Annotated in this window: 15 protein-coding genes and 2 pseudogenes; 9 read left to right on the top strand and 8 right to left on the bottom strand. The window is 67.4% G+C overall.

What is annotated here, in order from left to right; all coding sequences use genetic code 11:
• The first annotated feature begins 49 nt into the window (after positions 1–49).
• Genes rfbB through rfbA form a run of 3 tightly spaced genes read left to right on the top strand, consistent with a single transcriptional unit; the run spans position 50 to position 2,888 of the window.
• Positions 50–1,099, top strand: a complete 1,050-nt coding sequence (gene rfbB, locus OCL97_RS10855) for a dTDP-glucose 4,6-dehydratase (RefSeq protein WP_377370077.1) — start codon at positions 50–52, stop codon at positions 1,097–1,099.
• The gene (gene rfbD / locus OCL97_RS10850) at positions 1,096–1,995 is read left to right on the top strand and encodes a dTDP-4-dehydrorhamnose reductase (protein ID WP_377370075.1); all 900 of its coding nucleotides are present in this window, start codon (positions 1,096–1,098) and stop codon (positions 1,993–1,995) included. The genes rfbB and rfbD overlap by 4 nt, the downstream gene beginning before the upstream one ends.
• On the top strand, positions 1,992–2,888 hold the full coding sequence (gene rfbA, locus OCL97_RS10845) for a glucose-1-phosphate thymidylyltransferase RfbA (RefSeq protein WP_304783779.1): 897 nt from the start codon (positions 1,992–1,994) through the stop codon (positions 2,886–2,888). The genes rfbD and rfbA overlap by 4 nt, the downstream gene beginning before the upstream one ends.
• Before the next feature lie 60 nt (positions 2,889–2,948).
• Here rfbA and OCL97_RS10840 read toward each other — a convergent pair.
• Positions 2,949–3,326 (bottom strand): annotated as a pseudogene (locus OCL97_RS10840) (amino acid permease); the annotation flags it as partial.
• Between the two features lie 116 nt (positions 3,327–3,442).
• Between OCL97_RS10840 and OCL97_RS10835 the strand changes: the two are divergent.
• Together OCL97_RS10835 and OCL97_RS10830 are read left to right on the top strand one after the other, a co-directional pair.
• Positions 3,443–5,188, top strand: a complete 1,746-nt coding sequence (locus tag OCL97_RS10835; RefSeq protein ID WP_377370072.1) for a DUF885 domain-containing protein — start codon at positions 3,443–3,445, stop codon at positions 5,186–5,188.
• A gap of 127 nt (positions 5,189–5,315) precedes the next feature.
• Positions 5,316–5,468, top strand: a complete 153-nt coding sequence (locus OCL97_RS10830) for a hypothetical protein (RefSeq protein ID WP_377370070.1) — start codon at positions 5,316–5,318, stop codon at positions 5,466–5,468.
• Positions 5,469–5,477: 9 nt separating this feature from the next.
• Here the strand turns inward: OCL97_RS10830 and OCL97_RS10825 are convergent, their stop codons facing one another.
• The gene (locus tag OCL97_RS10825; protein ID WP_304783790.1) at positions 5,478–6,113 is read right to left on the bottom strand and encodes a TetR/AcrR family transcriptional regulator; all 636 of its coding nucleotides are present in this window, start codon (positions 6,111–6,113) and stop codon (positions 5,478–5,480) included.
• A 152-nt stretch (positions 6,114–6,265) separates the two neighbouring features.
• Here OCL97_RS10825 and OCL97_RS10820 point away from each other — a divergent pair, with 152 nt between their 5' ends.
• The 3 genes and pseudogenes from OCL97_RS10820 (at position 6,266) to OCL97_RS10810 (ending at position 8,529) form a co-directional block, all read left to right on the top strand.
• A complete protein-coding gene (locus OCL97_RS10820) occupies positions 6,266–7,078 on the top strand; it encodes a UDP-2,3-diacylglucosamine diphosphatase (protein WP_305337649.1) in 813 nt (270 codons plus the stop codon).
• Positions 7,079–7,125: 47 nt separating this feature from the next.
• Positions 7,126–7,320: pseudogene (locus OCL97_RS10815) on the top strand (TetR/AcrR family transcriptional regulator); the annotation flags it as partial.
• Positions 7,321–7,431: 111 nt separating this feature from the next.
• The gene (locus OCL97_RS10810) at positions 7,432–8,529 is read left to right on the top strand and encodes a glycosyltransferase family 4 protein (protein ID WP_377370126.1); all 1,098 of its coding nucleotides are present in this window, start codon (positions 7,432–7,434) and stop codon (positions 8,527–8,529) included.
• Between the two features lie 48 nt (positions 8,530–8,577).
• Here the strand turns inward: OCL97_RS10810 and arsB are convergent, their stop codons facing one another.
• Genes arsB through OCL97_RS10795 form a run of 3 tightly spaced genes read right to left on the bottom strand, consistent with a single transcriptional unit; the run spans position 8,578 to position 10,594 of the window.
• Positions 8,578–9,660 carry an ACR3 family arsenite efflux transporter gene (arsB, locus tag OCL97_RS10805; RefSeq protein WP_377370125.1) on the bottom strand — a complete coding sequence of 361 codons (1,083 nt, stop codon included), beginning with the start codon at positions 9,658–9,660 and terminating at the stop codon, positions 8,578–8,580.
• A 38-nt stretch (positions 9,661–9,698) separates the two neighbouring features.
• Positions 9,699–10,229 (bottom strand): arsenate reductase ArsC, encoded by a 531-nt coding sequence (locus OCL97_RS10800; protein ID WP_377370067.1) that lies wholly within the window; start codon positions 10,227–10,229, stop codon positions 9,699–9,701.
• 11 nt (positions 10,230–10,240) lie between these two features.
• Positions 10,241–10,594, bottom strand: a complete 354-nt coding sequence (locus OCL97_RS10795) for an ArsR/SmtB family transcription factor (protein WP_377370065.1) — start codon at positions 10,592–10,594, stop codon at positions 10,241–10,243.
• 73 nt (positions 10,595–10,667) lie between these two features.
• Here OCL97_RS10795 and arsH point away from each other — a divergent pair, with 73 nt between their 5' ends.
• Entirely contained in the window at positions 10,668–11,399 is a 732-nt protein-coding gene (gene arsH, locus OCL97_RS10790) for an arsenical resistance protein ArsH (RefSeq protein WP_377370063.1), read from the top strand.
• A 26-nt stretch (positions 11,400–11,425) separates the two neighbouring features.
• Here arsH and phnE read toward each other — a convergent pair whose 3' ends face one another.
• Genes phnE through phnC form a run of 3 tightly spaced genes read right to left on the bottom strand, consistent with a single transcriptional unit; the run spans position 11,426 to position 14,030 of the window.
• Positions 11,426–12,238 carry a phosphonate ABC transporter, permease protein PhnE gene (gene phnE, locus OCL97_RS10785; protein ID WP_377370061.1) on the bottom strand — a complete coding sequence of 271 codons (813 nt, stop codon included), beginning with the start codon at positions 12,236–12,238 and terminating at the stop codon, positions 11,426–11,428.
• The gene (gene phnD, locus OCL97_RS10780; RefSeq protein WP_377370059.1) at positions 12,238–13,239 is read right to left on the bottom strand and encodes a phosphate/phosphite/phosphonate ABC transporter substrate-binding protein; all 1,002 of its coding nucleotides are present in this window, start codon (positions 13,237–13,239) and stop codon (positions 12,238–12,240) included. Before phnD ends, phnE begins: the two co-directional genes overlap by 1 nt.
• Positions 13,236–14,030: a phosphonate ABC transporter ATP-binding protein gene (gene phnC / locus OCL97_RS10775; RefSeq protein WP_304783809.1), complete on the bottom strand. Its 795-nt coding sequence runs from the start codon at positions 14,028–14,030 to the stop codon at positions 13,236–13,238. The genes phnD and phnC overlap by 4 nt, the downstream gene beginning before the upstream one ends.
• Positions 14,031–14,237 lie beyond the last annotated feature (207 nt).

The raw sequence follows: 14,237 nt of genomic DNA, 5'->3' as shown, positions 1-14,237 counted from the left end.
TGCGGGAATTGACGTGGCAAGACCGCCGCCATCGCTTACGAAAGACTCCATGAAAATCCTTGTTACGGGCGGCGCCGGGTTCATCGGGTCGGCGGTCGTGAGACGGGCCGTGGCGGACGGCCATGAGGTGGTCAACCTCGACGTCCTGGCCTACTCGGCCAATCTGGAGAATGTGGCCGAGGTCTCGGCCTCGCCCCTCTACGCCTTCGAGGAAGCCGACATCTGTGACGCCCCGGCGGTGAAGGCGATCTTCGCCAGGCATCAGCCGGACGCGGTGATGCACCTGGCCGCCGAGAGCCACAACGACCGCGCCATCGACGGGCCGCTGGACTTTGTGCGCACCAATGTCATGGGAACAGCGGTCTTGCTGGAAGCCGCCCGCGCCTACTGGCTGGGCCTGGACGGAGACAGGAAGGCCGCCTTCCGCTTCCATCACGTCTCCACCGACGAAGTGTTCGGGGCCCTGGGGGAGAGCGGAAGTTTCACCGAAGAAACCCCCTACGACCCCAACTCGCCCTACTCGGCTAGCAAGGCGGGCGCCGACCACCTGGTGCGCGCCTGGAACCGCACCTTCGGCCTGCCGGTGGTGATCACCAACTGCGCCAACAACTACGGCCCCTTCCAGTTTCCGGAAAAGCTGATCCCGACGGTGGTGCTGCGCGCCATGGAGGGCAAGACCATCCCGGTCTATGGCGACGGCCGGCAGGTCCGCGACTGGCTGCATGTGGACGACCACGCCGACGCCCTGCTGACCGTGCTGCAGAAGGGCCGGCTGGGAGAGACCTACTGCGTGGGCGGCGACAGCAACCTGCGCAATATCGAGGTGATCAAGATCCTCTGCGCCCATCTGGACAAGCTGGCGCCGGCCAATGTGCCGCACGCCGAGCGCATCAGCTTCGTGGCTGACCGCCCGGGCCATGACTTCCGCTATTCCATCGACGCTTCCAAGCTCGCCAATGAACTGGGCTGGGCGCCGAAGACCGACCTGGCCGCGGGCCTGGAGGACACCGTGCGCTGGTACGTTGAGAACCGCGCCTGGTGGGAAGCCATCCGCGAGCGCGGCTTTGAGTCCGAGCGCCTGGGCCTCGCCACGGCATGACCACGACGATCCTGCAGTTCGGCGCCACCGGGCAGCTGGCCCGGGAGATGCTGCTCCGCTCCAGCGGCGGGGTGGCGATCAAGGCCCTGTCGCGGGCCGATGTGGACATCACCGACGCTGACGCCGTGGCCCGCGTCATCGGCGAGACACCCGACATCGACCTGGTGTTCAACGCGACGGCCTATGCCGCCGTGGACAAGGCCGAGAGCGAGGCCGACCTCGCCCATGCCGTGAACGCCAAGGGTCCCGAGGCCATGGCCAGGGCCTGCCAGGCGCGCGGCGTGCCGCTGATCCACATCTCGACCGACATGGTGTTCGACGGCGAGAAGACCGGTCCCTACGTCGAGACCGACCCCACCAACCCGCTGCACGTCTATGGCGCCTCCAAGCTGGCGGGCGAGCAGGCGGTGCTGGAACACTGCGACCGCGCCCTCGTTGCCCGGGTCTCCTGGCTGTTCTCGGCCTTCGGGCAGAACTTCCTGCAGATGATGCTCAAGCTGGCGGACACCCAGCCGCTGCTGAAGGTGGTGGACGATCAACGCGCCCGGCCCACCGCCAGCGGCGACGTGGCCGGCTTCATGCTCAGTCAGGCCCAGCGGCTGTCGCGCCTGCCGGCCGGCGCGCCGGAGTGGGGCCTGCTGCACCTGGTCAATGACGGCGTCGCCACCCGCTTCGAGATGGCCCGCGCCATCTTCGAGCTGGCGCGTCCGGGCCAACCCCTGCCGCCCATGCAGCCGGTGCCCACCAGCGCCTTTCCGACCCCGGCGCGTCGCGCGCTGAATTGCGAACTGGACACGGTGAAGCTCCAGGGGGTCTTTGGACTGAAGCTGCGGCCGTGGCGCGAGGCGCTGGAGGACACCATCGAAAATCTGAACGCAGCCGCGGTGACCGCATGAGACGTGGCATCATCCTGGCCGGCGGCTCGGGCACGCGCCTGCATCCGCTGACGCTCGCGGTCTCCAAGCAACTGCTGCCGGTCTACGACAAGCCGATGATCTATTATCCGCTGTCGGTCCTGCTGCTGGCCGGTGTGCGCGAGATCCTGATCATCACCACGCCAGAAGACCAGTCGGGCTTTCAGCGCCTGCTGGGGGACGGTTCCCAGCTTGGCGTGCGGTTCGAATACATCGTCCAGCCGACGCCGGGCGGCCTGGCCGAGGCCTATATCTTGGGCGAGGACTTCGTGGGCGGCGAGCCCAGCGTGATGATCCTCGGCGACAACATCTTCTTCGGCCAGAACTTCAGCCAGATGCTGCGGTCAGCCGACGCCCGGACCGAGGGCGCCACGGTGTTCGGCTACACCGTGCAGGATCCCGAGCGCTACGGCGTGGTGGAGCTGGGCGCCGACGGCCGGGCGCTCGGCATCGAGGAGAAGCCGGCCCATCCGAAGTCCAACTATGCGGTGACTGGCCTCTATTTTTACGATGGCCGCGCCTCGACCTTCGCCAAGACCCTGGAGCGGTCGGCGCGGGGCGAGCTGGAGATCACCGCCCTGAATCAGATCTATCTGGAGGAAGGCGAGCTGCACGTGGAGCTGCTGGGACGCGGCTTCGCCTGGGAAGACGCCGGCACACATGACAGCCTGATCCAGGCCGGCGAGCTGATCCGCACCTTCGAGCAGCGCCAGGGCCTGCGCATCGGCTGCCTGGAGGAGATCGCCTTCCACCAGGGCTGGATCGACCGGCCCCAGCTCCTGAAGCTGGCCGACCGCCTGGCCAAGAGCGAGTATGGCCAGTACCTGCGCCAGCTCGCCGATCGCCCCCAGGGCTTCGACGAACCGGCCGAGTGAGCGTGACAGCCGAGAGTGGACGCCGGTTTCGGCGACGGTCACGCGAAAACTAGAGAGGCTTCAGGCCAGACGGCTCTTCACCCGCCCGTAGGCCAGATAGACCGCCACGCCGATCACGTTCCAGACGGTGAAGAAGATCATCGTCTTGGCCGACAGGCTGGTGAACAGGTAGACGCAGCCCAACACCCCGGCGGGACCGATCGCCCAGACCAAGGGCGTCCTGAAGGTCCGCGCCAGGGCCGGCGCTGAGCGGCGCAGGGCCAGGACCGCGATGATGGTGGCGATGAAGGCCGCCAGCGTCCCGGCATTGGCGAGCGACGTGATCTCCGACAGCGGCATGACGCCGGCGATCACCGCGGCGATGACGCCGGTCAGGATGGTCACCCGGCTGGGCACGCCGCGCGGTGACACCGCCGCCAGCCACATGGGCAGCAGGCCGTCCCGCCCCTGACCTGATCGGCGCCTCGACCATGACGCCGATCAGCGGTGGGCGGCAAGGGCTTGGCAGGGGCCGCGCCCGGCGCCAGCCTGCCGCCTCCTGGAAGGACGATCCCATGCGCCGCCTGCTACTCGCCCTCGCCTTGCTCCTGTTTGCGGGCCCGGCCCTGGCTGACGACAGGCCGCTGAACGCCCTGGTGGCGGACTATGAGGCCCATGCCCTGGCCGATGACCCGATCACCGCCGGCGGCGAGGGCGACCGGGCCGCCCTCTCACGCCTGCCCGACGTGACGCCGGCCGCCGACGCGGCGCGGACCAAGGCGCTGAAGGGCTTCCAGGCGCGGCTGAGCGCCATTGGCGAGGCCGGGCTGTCGGAGGAGGCCCGTCTGAACCGCGCCTTCCTGGCCTGGACCCTTGACCGGCAGGTCCGGAGCCTGGCCTTCGACGAGGCCCGCATGCCCTTCAACTCCGACGGCGGCTTCCACCAGACCCTGGGCTATCTGGCCGCCACCACGCCGATCCGCTCGGCCGCCGACGCCAGGGCCTGGATCGATCGGCTGAACGCCGTCCCGGCCTACTATGCCGCCAACATCGCCAACGCCCGGCGCGGGGCGCAGGCGGGCTTCACCCAGCCGCGCGGCGCCAGCGCCCAAGTGCTCGCCAGGGCCCGGGAGATGGTCACCGCCCCGGTGGAGACCGATGTCCTCCTGACCCCGCTCCTGGCCCCGCCCGCCTCCATGCCGCAACCCGAGCAGGCGGCGTTTCAAGCCCAGGCTCTCGCCGTGGTGCGCGACAAGGTTCGCCCCGCCCAGCGGGACTTCGTGGCGTTCCTGGAAAAGGAATATCTCCCGGCGAGCCGCAAGGCCCTGGCCGCTCGCAGCCTGCCCGACGGCGAACGGTACTACGCTTGGCTGGTCTCCGACCACACGACCACCGCGATGACGCCGGACCAGATTCACACGGTGGGCCTGGCGGAGGTGGCCCGCATCCGGGCCGAGATGGACGGGGTGATCGCGGAGACGGGGTTCAAGGGCGACTTCAAGGCCTTCCTGGCCATGCTGCGCTCCGACCCGCGGTTCTACGCCACCTCGCGCGAGGACCTGCTGGAGAAGGCTTCTCGGATCGCCAAGCGGATCGACGACAAGCTGCCCGGTTGGTTCGCCACCCTGCCGCGCCTGACCTACGGGGTGCGTCCGGCGCCAGCCGATATCGAGGCCAACTACACCACCGGCCGTTACTTCTCCGGCAGCCCGGCCCAGGGGGTGGCGGGGGGCTACATCGTCAATACCGCCAAGCTGGACCAGCGGCCCCTCTACGAACTCCCCGCTCTGACCCTGCACGAGGCGGTCCCCGGCCATCACCTGCAGATCGCACTGAGCCAGGAGCTAGAGGGCGTGCCCGCCTTCCGGCGCAACGCCGGCGTCACCGCCTTCACCGAAGGTTGGGGCCTCTATGCTGAGAAACTCGGCGGCGAGATGGGCGTCTACCAGGACCCCTATGAGCGGTTTGGGCGGCTATCCTACGAGATGTGGCGCGCCTGCCGCCTGGTGGCTGACACCGGTATCCACTGGAAGGGATGGAGCCTGGAGCAGGCCAGGGCCTGCTTCACCGACAATTCGGCGCTCTCGCCGCTCAATATCGAGGTTGAGCTGGCGCGTTATGTCTCCTGGCCCGGCCAGGCCCTGGCCTACAAGCTCGGCGAGATGAAGATCGTGCAGCTGCGGGCGAAGGCCCAGGCCGAGCTTGGCGATCGTTTCGACATCCGCCGGTTCCACGACGCTATCCTGCTGGCGGGCCCGCTGCCCCTGGACCTGCTGGAAACCCGCATCGACCTGTGGGTGAGGACAGCACGCCACAGATGAAACCTAGTTTTCGCTTTTGCGTTGGATGGGTGACATTTCGTCGCCGGTTGATTGCCGATGAATCAGTGCAACACTCAAGCTTAGCTGCCTTCCCCCCGAACCAATGGCAGCAGCGGAGGATATGAGTATGGCCGCAGCTTCCCTGGGCCCGATGGGCCCAAAGGGTCGACCGAGTCTTTACAGGATAGCCCTGATCGTCGGCTTCCTGGGTCTCAACGCCGTCTTCTGGTATCTCGCCATCAAGGCGGTCGCCTTCGTGAGCCTGCTCGCGACCCTCTGACAAGACGACCTAGTCGGGCCAGAGTTCCTGAACATCGCCCTTGCGGTTCAACACCCGCACGGCGCGCTTGACCACGGTGAGCAGGCGCTCCTTCCGCGCCGGCTCGTCGTAGGTCATCGCGCCCTTCGCCAAGCCCTCCAGCAGGAAGCGGCCGAGATCTCGGCTGGTCTGGAAGCGAGGGTCCTCGCCGGCCTGGGCAAGCGCCAGGAACCGGTCGCCCACCTGGGCGCGGTCGAAGGCGCTCTGGGCGGCGGCCAGACGGATGCGCAGCATCGGCTCGGTGCGGGCGGCGGTCTCCAGCTCAGCGAAGGCCACGAAGGGAATCTCGTGCAACAACGCCCAATAGGCGTCGATGGCGTGTTCCGAGGCGTCGACGCCGGGGGCGGCGGGCGCCGAGGCGGCCTGCTCGAACAGTCGAGCGCGCTCCACCTCGATGTAGGTGACAGCGGCCTCCACCAACTCTTCACGGCTGGCGAAATGATAGAGCATCGCGCCCCGCGTCAGGTTCGCGGCGTCCGCGATCATGGCGTTGGTTGCGGCGTGATAGCCGACGTCGGCGAACAGCCGCATGGCGGCGTCGAGTATGCGCGCTCGGGTACGCCGAGACTTCGGCGTTTCCTTCGCAGGATAGGTACGGGCGTCCATCGGGACCTGATTTGGGGTGACCTGGGGAGGGTCGGCCTGAGGAATCCCTTACTCCGAAAGGCCCCGCTTCGAAAGGGGCACGATCGGTTTCATGAGAATGACATGCAATCAGCCTAACCGGCAGGCGTTGGTTGCTCGCCAAGGGGGCCTCGATGTCCGATTTCGGAATCCGGCGTTATCGCACCGTCTTCATTTCCGACATCCACCTTGGGACCAAGGGATGTCAGGCGGAACTGCTACTGGACTTCATCCGCCATATCGAATGCGACCACCTCTTCCTTGTGGGCGACATCATCGACGGCTGGAAGCTGCGCTCAGGCTGGCACTGGCCGCAGAGCCACAACGACGTCGTGCAGAAGGTTTTGCGCATGGCGCGCAAGGGCGTGAACGTCACCTACGTGCCCGGCAACCATGACGAGGGCGCGCGCGAATTCATCGGCGTCCACTTCGGCGGCGTGGTGGTGGCGAGGGACGTCATTCACGAAACCGCGGACGGCAAACGCTTCCTGGTGCTGCACGGCGACGAGTTCGACGGGGTGGTGCAGCACGCCCGCTGGCTGGCCTTTGTGGGCGACTACGCCTACCGGGCCCTGATCGCCATCAACACCCTGTTCAACCGCGTGCGCCGCCGGATGGGCTTCGGCTACTGGAGCCTGTCGGCCTTCCTCAAGACCCGGGTGAAGAACGCCCTGCAGTTCGTCGAGAACTTCGAGGCCGCGGTGGCCGACGAAGCGCGGCGGCGCGGGGTGGACGGCGTGATCTGCGGCCACATCCACAAGGCCGAGATGCGCGACATCGACGGGATCGCCTATATCAACGATGGTGACTGGGTGGAGAGCTGCACCGCCCTCGTCGAGCATCCTGACGGACGGCTCGAGATCCTCGAATGGGCCAAGATCCGCTCCTGGTCGGCTATCGACCGGACCCTGCCGGACCAGATTCCCCTCCCGGCGATCGCCGCGTAACGCCGTTTTCTTGACAGCCCCCTCGAACTGACGACAGTGCCGCTGTCATGACGATGCCCCCAACTCGCTATGTCTCCAGTCTGCGCGATCGCCAGAAGGCCGAGACTCACGACCAGATCCTGCGCGCGGTGGCCACCCGGCTGGAGTCGGGCGGGCTGGAGGAGCTGAGCTTCGCCGAGATCGCCGCCGAGGCGAAAGTGGGCGAGCGCACCGTCTACCGTCACTTCCCCACCCGTGAGGCTCTGATGGGGGCCTTCTGGGCCTGGCTGCAGACCCAGGCGCTGGCCCCGCCCCGGCCGTCGCGCAACCGCGTCCGCGAGGCCATCACCGCGCCCCGCGACAGCCTGAAGCCCATGCGCATCATGGTGGTGACGGACGCCTGGGAGCCGCAGGTGAACGGCGTGGTCCGCACCCTGACCCGGGTCATCAAGGAGATGCGGGAGATGGGCCACTCGGTGGAGGTGATCAGCCCTGACCAGTTCAAGACCTTCCCGCTGCCCACCTATGCCGAGATCAAGGTGGCGGTCGGCACCTACGAGCCGGTGCAGGAACGGTTCAAGGCGTTCGAGCCGGAAGCCATCCACATCGCCACCGAGGGCCCCCTGGGCCTGGCGGCGCGGCGCATCTGCGTGGAGTGGAAACTGCCCTTCACCACCAGCTATCACACCCGGTTCCCGGAATATGTCTCCGCCCGGCTGCCGCTGCCGCTGGCCGCCGGCTACGCCTACATGAAGTGGTTTCATAAGCCGTCAGGCCGCCTGATGGTGGCCACCCCCACCATGCGGGATGAACTGGAACACCACGGCTTCCGCAACATCACCGCCTGGTCCCGGGGCGTCGACACCGAGGCCTTCCGCCCGAGGGCCAAGGACGAGTGCGACGTCTATGAGGGTCTGGCGCGGCCGGTCTTCCTGTCGGTGGGACGGGTCGCGGTGGAGAAGAATATCGAGGCCTTCCTCGGCCTCGACCTGCCCGGCACCAAGGTGGTGGTTGGCGACGGCCCGCAGACCGAGGAGCTGAAGGCCAAGTACCCCGAGGTCGAGTTCCGCGGGTTCAAGATGGGCGACGAACTGGCCGCCCATTTCGCCTGCGCCGACGTCTTCGTCTTCCCCTCGCTCACCGACACTTTCGGCCTGGTGATTCTCGAGGCCATGGCCACCGGCACGCCAGTGGCGGCCTATCCCGCACCCGGCCCCATCGACATCATTCCGGGCAGCAACGCCGGCGTCCTGGCCGGAAGCGCCACCGAGGGCCTCCGCGAGGCCTGCCTGGAGGCCCTGAAGCTGGACCGCAAGCAGGTGCGCGCCTTCGCAGAGGGCTTCTCCTGGCGCGCCTGCGCCGAGGACTTCGTGCGCAACCTGCAGCCCTATCCCGAACCCGAGAAGACCCGCTTCTGGCGACGCCTGCGTCGGTTGGCGCGCGTGCGACGGCGCAGGCCGGAGGCCGCCTGACGGGCGCGGCGGCGCGACGAGAACCGGCGTGACCGGACGCCGTCGCCCCTACCCGGCCCCGCTCCGGCCGGCGTCAGGGCGCTGCGCGCGGGCCGCGACCCGCTGGACGGCGGCGCCGCGTTCGTACCAACCCTTGGACGCGTTCACGATCGCCACCACCGTCAACATCACCGGCACCTCGATGAGGACGCCCACCACGGTGGCCAGGGCGGCCCCGGAGCTGAACCCGAAGAGGCTGATGGCCGCCGCCACGGCCAGCTCGAAGAAATTGCTGGCGCCGATCAGGGCCGATGGCCCCGCGACGCAGTGAGCCTCGCCACTGAGGCGGTTGAGCAAATAGGCCAGGCCCGAGTTGAGATAGACCTGGATCAGGATCGGGACGGCCAGGATGGCGATGATGAGCGGCTGGCGGACGATCTGCTCGCCCTGAAAGCCGAACAGAAGAACCAGGGTCGCCAGCAGGGCGGTCAATGAAACCGGCCCGATTCTTCCAAGCGCCTGGTTAAGGCGCGCCTCCCCGCCCCGCATGAGGACCGAGCGGAAGAGCTGGGCCAGGATCACCGGAACAACGATGTAGAGGCCGACCGAGATCAGCAGGGTCTGCCGCGGCACGGTGATCGCCGAGAGCCCCAGAAGCAGCCCCACGATCGGGGCGAAGGCCACCACCATGATGGCGTCGTTGACCGCGACCTGGCTCAGGGTGAAGTTCGGCTCGCCGCGACACAGGTTGCTCCAGACGAACACCATCGCCGTGCAGGGCGCCGCGGCCAGGATGATCAGGCCCGCGATGTAGCTGTTGATCTCGGCGGCCGGCAGATAGGCGCGAAAGATCCCGCCAATGAACAGGGCGGCCAGCGCCGCCATCGAGAAGGGCTTCACCGCCCAGTTGATGAACAGGGTGACCGAGATCCCGCGCCAGTGAGACCCGACCTGCCGCATGGCGGCGAAGTCGACCTTCATGAGCATCGGAATGATCATCAGCCAGATCAGCACCGCCACCGGCAGATTGACCTTGGCCACCTCGGCCGCTCCGATGGTCTGGAAGGCGCGCGGGAACAGATGGCCCAGGGCCACGCCGACGACGATGCACAGCGCGACCCAGACCGTCAGATATCGCTCGAACCGCGACATGGCCGGGGATGCGACCGGGGCCGGCGTTGTCGGAAGGCTCAACGGTCAGACCTCTTCTGGTCGTCGGTCGCGCCGATCTCCTTGAGCGCGTTCTGCAACGACATGGCGTCGATCGTCGACAGAGGCAGGGTGAGGAACAACCGGATCCGGGCGCCCAGCTGCTTGGCGGCTTCCGCGAAGGCGGCGGCCTGCTCCGCGGGAGAACCCTGGACCGCCGCCGGGTCGGGAACACCCCAGTGGGCGGTCATCGGCTGGCCCGGCCAGACGGGACAGACCTCGCCGGCGGCGTTGTCACAGACGGTGATCACGAAATCCAGCGGCGGCGCGCCCGGCCTGGCGAACTCGTCCCAGGACTTGGAGCGGAAATCCTCGGCGCTGAACCCGAGCGCCATCACAAGCGCCAAGGCGTGCGGGTTGACCTGGCCCTTGGGCATGGAGCCAGCCGAGTAGCCCTTGAACCGGCCCTGGCCTTCCTTGTTGATCAGAGCCTCGGCGATCACCGAGCGCGCTGAATTTCCGGTGCAGAGGAAGAGGACGTTGTACACTTTGTCAGTCGTCGGCTCAGCCATTCGTCGTCTCCCTAGCAGGCATGGCCCTCCGCCTCGCAGCTCTGGCTGGCGATCTTCGCCAGGGGCCCGCAGATTTCCGGCGCGCCGCCGCAGCAGTCCTCCATGAGGAAGGCGAGCAGGCCGCGCATGTTGTCGTAGTTGGCGGTGTAGATGATGGATCGACCATCGCGCCGGGAATCGATCAGCCCGGCATGGCTGAGGATGTTCAGGTTCGCCGAGAGGGTGCTGGGCGAGACCTCCATCCGCCGCGCGATGTCCCCCGCCGCCACGCCCGCATCACCCGCCTGAACCAGCATCCGGAAGACCGAGAGCCGTCCTTCGTGGGCGAGGGCGGAGAGACTTACAGTCGCGGGTTTCAGTTCCATATTTCCAACTTAGTTGAAACATACGACGGTTGGAAGACCTGGCCGCCGTGGCGCCCAAGCAAGGACCCATAGCGTGACCGATTTGCCCGCCCTGCAGCCGCAGTTTCTCGACCGTCCCGATCATGGAAGGTTGGAGCCGGGCGCCGTGTCCAACCATCCCCCACGAATCCTGCTGCTGTATGGATCCCTGAGGGAGCGGTCCTTCAGTCGCCTCCTGACCGAGGAAGCCGCGCGCATCCTGCAACGGCTCGGCGCGGAGACCCGGATTTTCGATCCCCGGGACCTGCCCCTGCCGGACGCCGTCGGCCCCGATCACCCCAAGGTGCAGGAGCTTCGGGCGCTGTCGCTCTGGTCCGAAGGCCAGGTCTGGTGCAGCCCCGAGCGGCACGGCGCGATCACCGGCATCATGAAGGCGCAGATTGACTGGATTCCGCTGGAGCTCGGCAGCGTGCGGCCGACCCAGGGCCGGACCTTGGCCGTCATGCAGGTCAGCGGGGGGTCACAGTCATTCAACGCGGTGAACACCCTGCGCCTGCTGGGCCGCTGGATGCGCATGATCACCATCCCCAACCAGTCCTCGGTGGCGAAGGCCTATGAGGAGTTCGACGACGCCGGGCGGATGAAACCCTCGGCCTATTATGACCGGGTCGTCGACGTGATGGAGGAACTGATGAAGTTCACCCTGCTGACCCGGGACCGCTCGGACTACCTCGTGGACCGGTACAGCGAGCGAAAGGCGGACGGGCGGGCGACCTCCGAGGTCACCGCCATCCTGGCGGGCGCCTTGGCGACCCCAGGCGGCTAGAACTCACCCGGTACTGTCGGCAGGTTCTAGAGAAGCCGCGCGCGGATCGTCTGGCTGAGCATATCGATCAGGGTGACCGCTATGACGATGACGATGGCGATGGCCGCGACCTGGGAATAGTTGAATCCATTGAGGGATTCGAAGAGCGTCTGGCCGATCCCACCGGCCCCGATCAGACCCAGGACCGTCGCCGACCGTGAGTTCGATTCAAACCGGTAGAGCGCATAAGAGCTCCACAGGGGCGCGACCTGGGGAATGACGCCCCAGACCACCTCCTGCAACGGGGTCGCGCCAGTGGCGCGGACGCCCTCCACCGGGCCGCGGTCGATGGATTCCACAGCTTCGGAGAACAGCTTGGCCAGGACGCCGCCCGTGTTCAGCGCCAGGGCCATGACCCCGGCGAACGGGCCCAGACCCACGGCCACGATAAACAGCAGGCCCAGAACCAGGTCGGGCACCGAACGCAGCAGGTTCATCGCCAGGCGCATGGGCTGCTGGAGCCAGATCGGGGAGATGTTGCGCGCGCAGACCAGGCCGAAGGGAATGGCCAGGAACACCGCCAGACAGGTGCCCCACAGGGCGATCTGCACTGTCAGCCACATCTGGGCGACATAGAGCTTCCAGTTGGTGAAGTCGGGACGCAGCAGCTCGCGGCCGAACTGCTGCATGTTCTCCGAGTTGGAGAACAGCATGGGCAGGCGGCTGATCTCCACCGGTCCGAAGCTGATGGCCAGGAACAGGATCACCCCGCCCCAGACCAGAAGGTCGGGAGCCCGCTGAACCAGGGTTCGGCTCGGGGGACGGGGCACGCCCGCCATCTTCGGATCGGTGAGGGTCATCAGACGTCCGGATTGATCGCGCGCCGCTGGGCGGCCTTGGCGCGGATGTCGTCGAAGGCGGCCTGGGCCTTGGCGATCTTGGCGGCGTCGCCGCCGCGCTTGGCGTCGGCCAGGACCTCGGAGGCCTCCATCTCGCGGATCGGGTCCAGGTAGGTGTTGTCAGCCGGGCGGAAGCCGCCATAGGCCAGGCCCTTGAGCACCTCGCGCTGCTTGTCGGCGCGCGGCCCGGTCCCCGTCCCATAGGTCAGGAAGAACTGGCGAATCTTCTCCCGGATCGCCGGGTCCAGATCCTTGCGCGCGACGATGGAGGATTCCGGCAGCGGCGGAGAATTCCAGATCACCTCGATATTGGCGGCGACCTCGGGATTCTCGCGGGCCGCGAACACCAGACCGACGGAGTTGTTGGTGGCCACGTCGAGCACGCCGTTGGCGACGGAGAAGACATTGGTCTGGTGGCTGGCCGAACGGACGCCCTTGAAGCAGGCGCCCGGCTCGATCCCGCGCGGGGTGAACAGATAGGTCATGGGGGCGAGCGTGCCCGAGGTCGACTTGGCGTCGCCAATCCCGAAGGAGTAACGCTTGTCGCACTTCAGCACGTCCTCCAGGGTGATGCCGCTCCCCTTCTTGACGATCAGCACCGAGGTGTAGGAGTCGGCGCCGCCGGCGTCGACCACACGCCCCAGGACCACGCCGTCGGCGCGACGGGTCGCCTCCAGGGCCGGAAGGGCGGAGAACCAGCCCACCTGCACCTGGTTGAAGCGCATGGCCTCGATCAGAGAAGTGTAGTTGGTGGCGAAATAGGGCTTCACCTTGACGCCGACCTGCTCGGACATGTCATCGAGCAGGGGCTGCCAGAGGGGCTGCATCGAGGCCTGGTTCTCGGCCGACAGGATCGAGAAGGTCAGCTCCTTGGGCGCGCCGGCGGTCTCGGCGGGCTTCTGGCCGCAGGCGGCGAGGGTCAGGACGGCGGCCAGCGCCGTCAGAACGTGGCGGCGGATCATTTCGGCGCTCCTTCCCAGAAGGCGTCTTCGAATTCGGGACCGTAGATGTCGATCAGCCGTTCACGGCCCAGGCCGTCGATGGGACCGTCATAGACCACCTTGCCGGCCTTGAGGGCCACGACGCGCCGGCAGTAGCGCAAGGCGTAGTCCACCTGGTGGAGGGTCACGACGACAGTGAGACCGTCGGTGGCGTTCAGGTCGCGCAGCAGTTCCATGACCTTGCGCGCCGAAACCGGGTCCAGGGAGGCGACGGGCTCGTCGGCCAGGATGATCTTGGCCTGTTGCACCAGGGCGCGCGCGATGGCGCCACGCTGCTGCTGGCCGCCGGACAGGGTATTGGCGCGCTGGCCGGCATATTCGGCGACGCCGACGCGGGAGAGCGCGGCCATGACCGCGTCCTTGGTCTCCTGAGGCCAGGCGCCGAGGGTTCCCCGCAGCATGGGGATGCGGCCCAGAGAGCCGAGCGCCACGTTGGTGAAGAGGGTGAGGCGGCCCACCAGGTTGAACTGCTGGAAAATGAAGCCGACCCGGATGCGGGTCTCGCGCACCTTGCGGCTGATCTTGCCGCCGGCCTGCACGGGGCCGCCGAAGGCCTCGATAACGCCCGCTCCCTGGTCGATGGCCTGCAGGCCGCTGATGGAGCGCAGGAGGGTCGATTTTCCCGAACCGGACGGACCGATGAGGGCGATCATTTCGCCACGGGAAACGTCGAGGGACACGCCGTCGAGGGCCTTGCGAGGGCCAAAGCTCTTCGAGGCGTTCCGTACGGACAGAACGGCGGCGTCAGGCATGAATGCAGAAGCTTTCCAGGTCGGCGCGGGCAAGGGCCGGAGATGCGTCATCGCCGACCGTCGCGACGACTTCATGACACGGCGCCCGCCGTCCGGTCTAGCGTCCGTTACGCCCTGGGGCGCCGTCAGCCCGAGACGTCCGCGAATGCCCCTGCACCGCGCAATTTCCTTCCCCGGCGACTGTCACAAATCTCTTCGCGAAGGTCC

Origin of the sequence: Phenylobacterium ferrooxidans (assembly GCF_042714595.1) — a bacterium.
Taxonomy (GTDB): Bacteria; Pseudomonadota; Alphaproteobacteria; order Caulobacterales; family Caulobacteraceae; genus Phenylobacterium; species Phenylobacterium ferrooxidans.
Note: the sequence above shows the minus strand (reverse complement) of the source record. Positions and strands in the feature narration are given on the sequence as shown.

What these genes read in the sequence shown, in the direction of transcription:
- phnC (WP_304783809.1), bottom strand. Translation starts at nt 14,030, where the DNA reads ATGCCTGACGCCGCCGTTCTGTCCGTACGGAACGCCTCGAAGAGCTTT.
- OCL97_RS10795 (WP_377370065.1), bottom strand. Translation starts at nt 10,594, where the DNA reads ATGGAACTGAAACCCGCGACTGTAAGTCTCTCCGCCCTCGCCCACGAA.
- rfbB (WP_377370077.1), top strand. Translation starts at nt 50, where the DNA reads ATGAAAATCCTTGTTACGGGCGGCGCCGGGTTCATCGGGTCGGCGGTC.
- OCL97_RS10835 (WP_377370072.1), top strand. Translation starts at nt 3,443, where the DNA reads ATGCGCCGCCTGCTACTCGCCCTCGCCTTGCTCCTGTTTGCGGGCCCG.
- arsB (WP_377370125.1), bottom strand. Translation starts at nt 9,660, where the DNA reads ATGTCGCGGTTCGAGCGATATCTGACGGTCTGGGTCGCGCTGTGCATC.
- OCL97_RS10830 (WP_377370070.1), top strand. Translation starts at nt 5,316, where the DNA reads ATGGCCGCAGCTTCCCTGGGCCCGATGGGCCCAAAGGGTCGACCGAGT.
- OCL97_RS10820 (WP_305337649.1), top strand. Translation starts at nt 6,266, where the DNA reads ATGTCCGATTTCGGAATCCGGCGTTATCGCACCGTCTTCATTTCCGAC.
- OCL97_RS10800 (WP_377370067.1), bottom strand. Translation starts at nt 10,229, where the DNA reads ATGGCTGAGCCGACGACTGACAAAGTGTACAACGTCCTCTTCCTCTGC.
- phnD (WP_377370059.1), bottom strand. Translation starts at nt 13,239, where the DNA reads ATGATCCGCCGCCACGTTCTGACGGCGCTGGCCGCCGTCCTGACCCTC.
- OCL97_RS10825 (WP_304783790.1), bottom strand. Translation starts at nt 6,113, where the DNA reads ATGGACGCCCGTACCTATCCTGCGAAGGAAACGCCGAAGTCTCGGCGT.
- rfbD (WP_377370075.1), top strand. Translation starts at nt 1,096, where the DNA reads ATGACCACGACGATCCTGCAGTTCGGCGCCACCGGGCAGCTGGCCCGG.
- rfbA (WP_304783779.1), top strand. Translation starts at nt 1,992, where the DNA reads ATGAGACGTGGCATCATCCTGGCCGGCGGCTCGGGCACGCGCCTGCAT.
- OCL97_RS10810 (WP_377370126.1), top strand. Translation starts at nt 7,432, where the DNA reads ATGCGCATCATGGTGGTGACGGACGCCTGGGAGCCGCAGGTGAACGGC.
- phnE (WP_377370061.1), bottom strand. Translation starts at nt 12,238, where the DNA reads ATGACCCTCACCGATCCGAAGATGGCGGGCGTGCCCCGTCCCCCGAGC.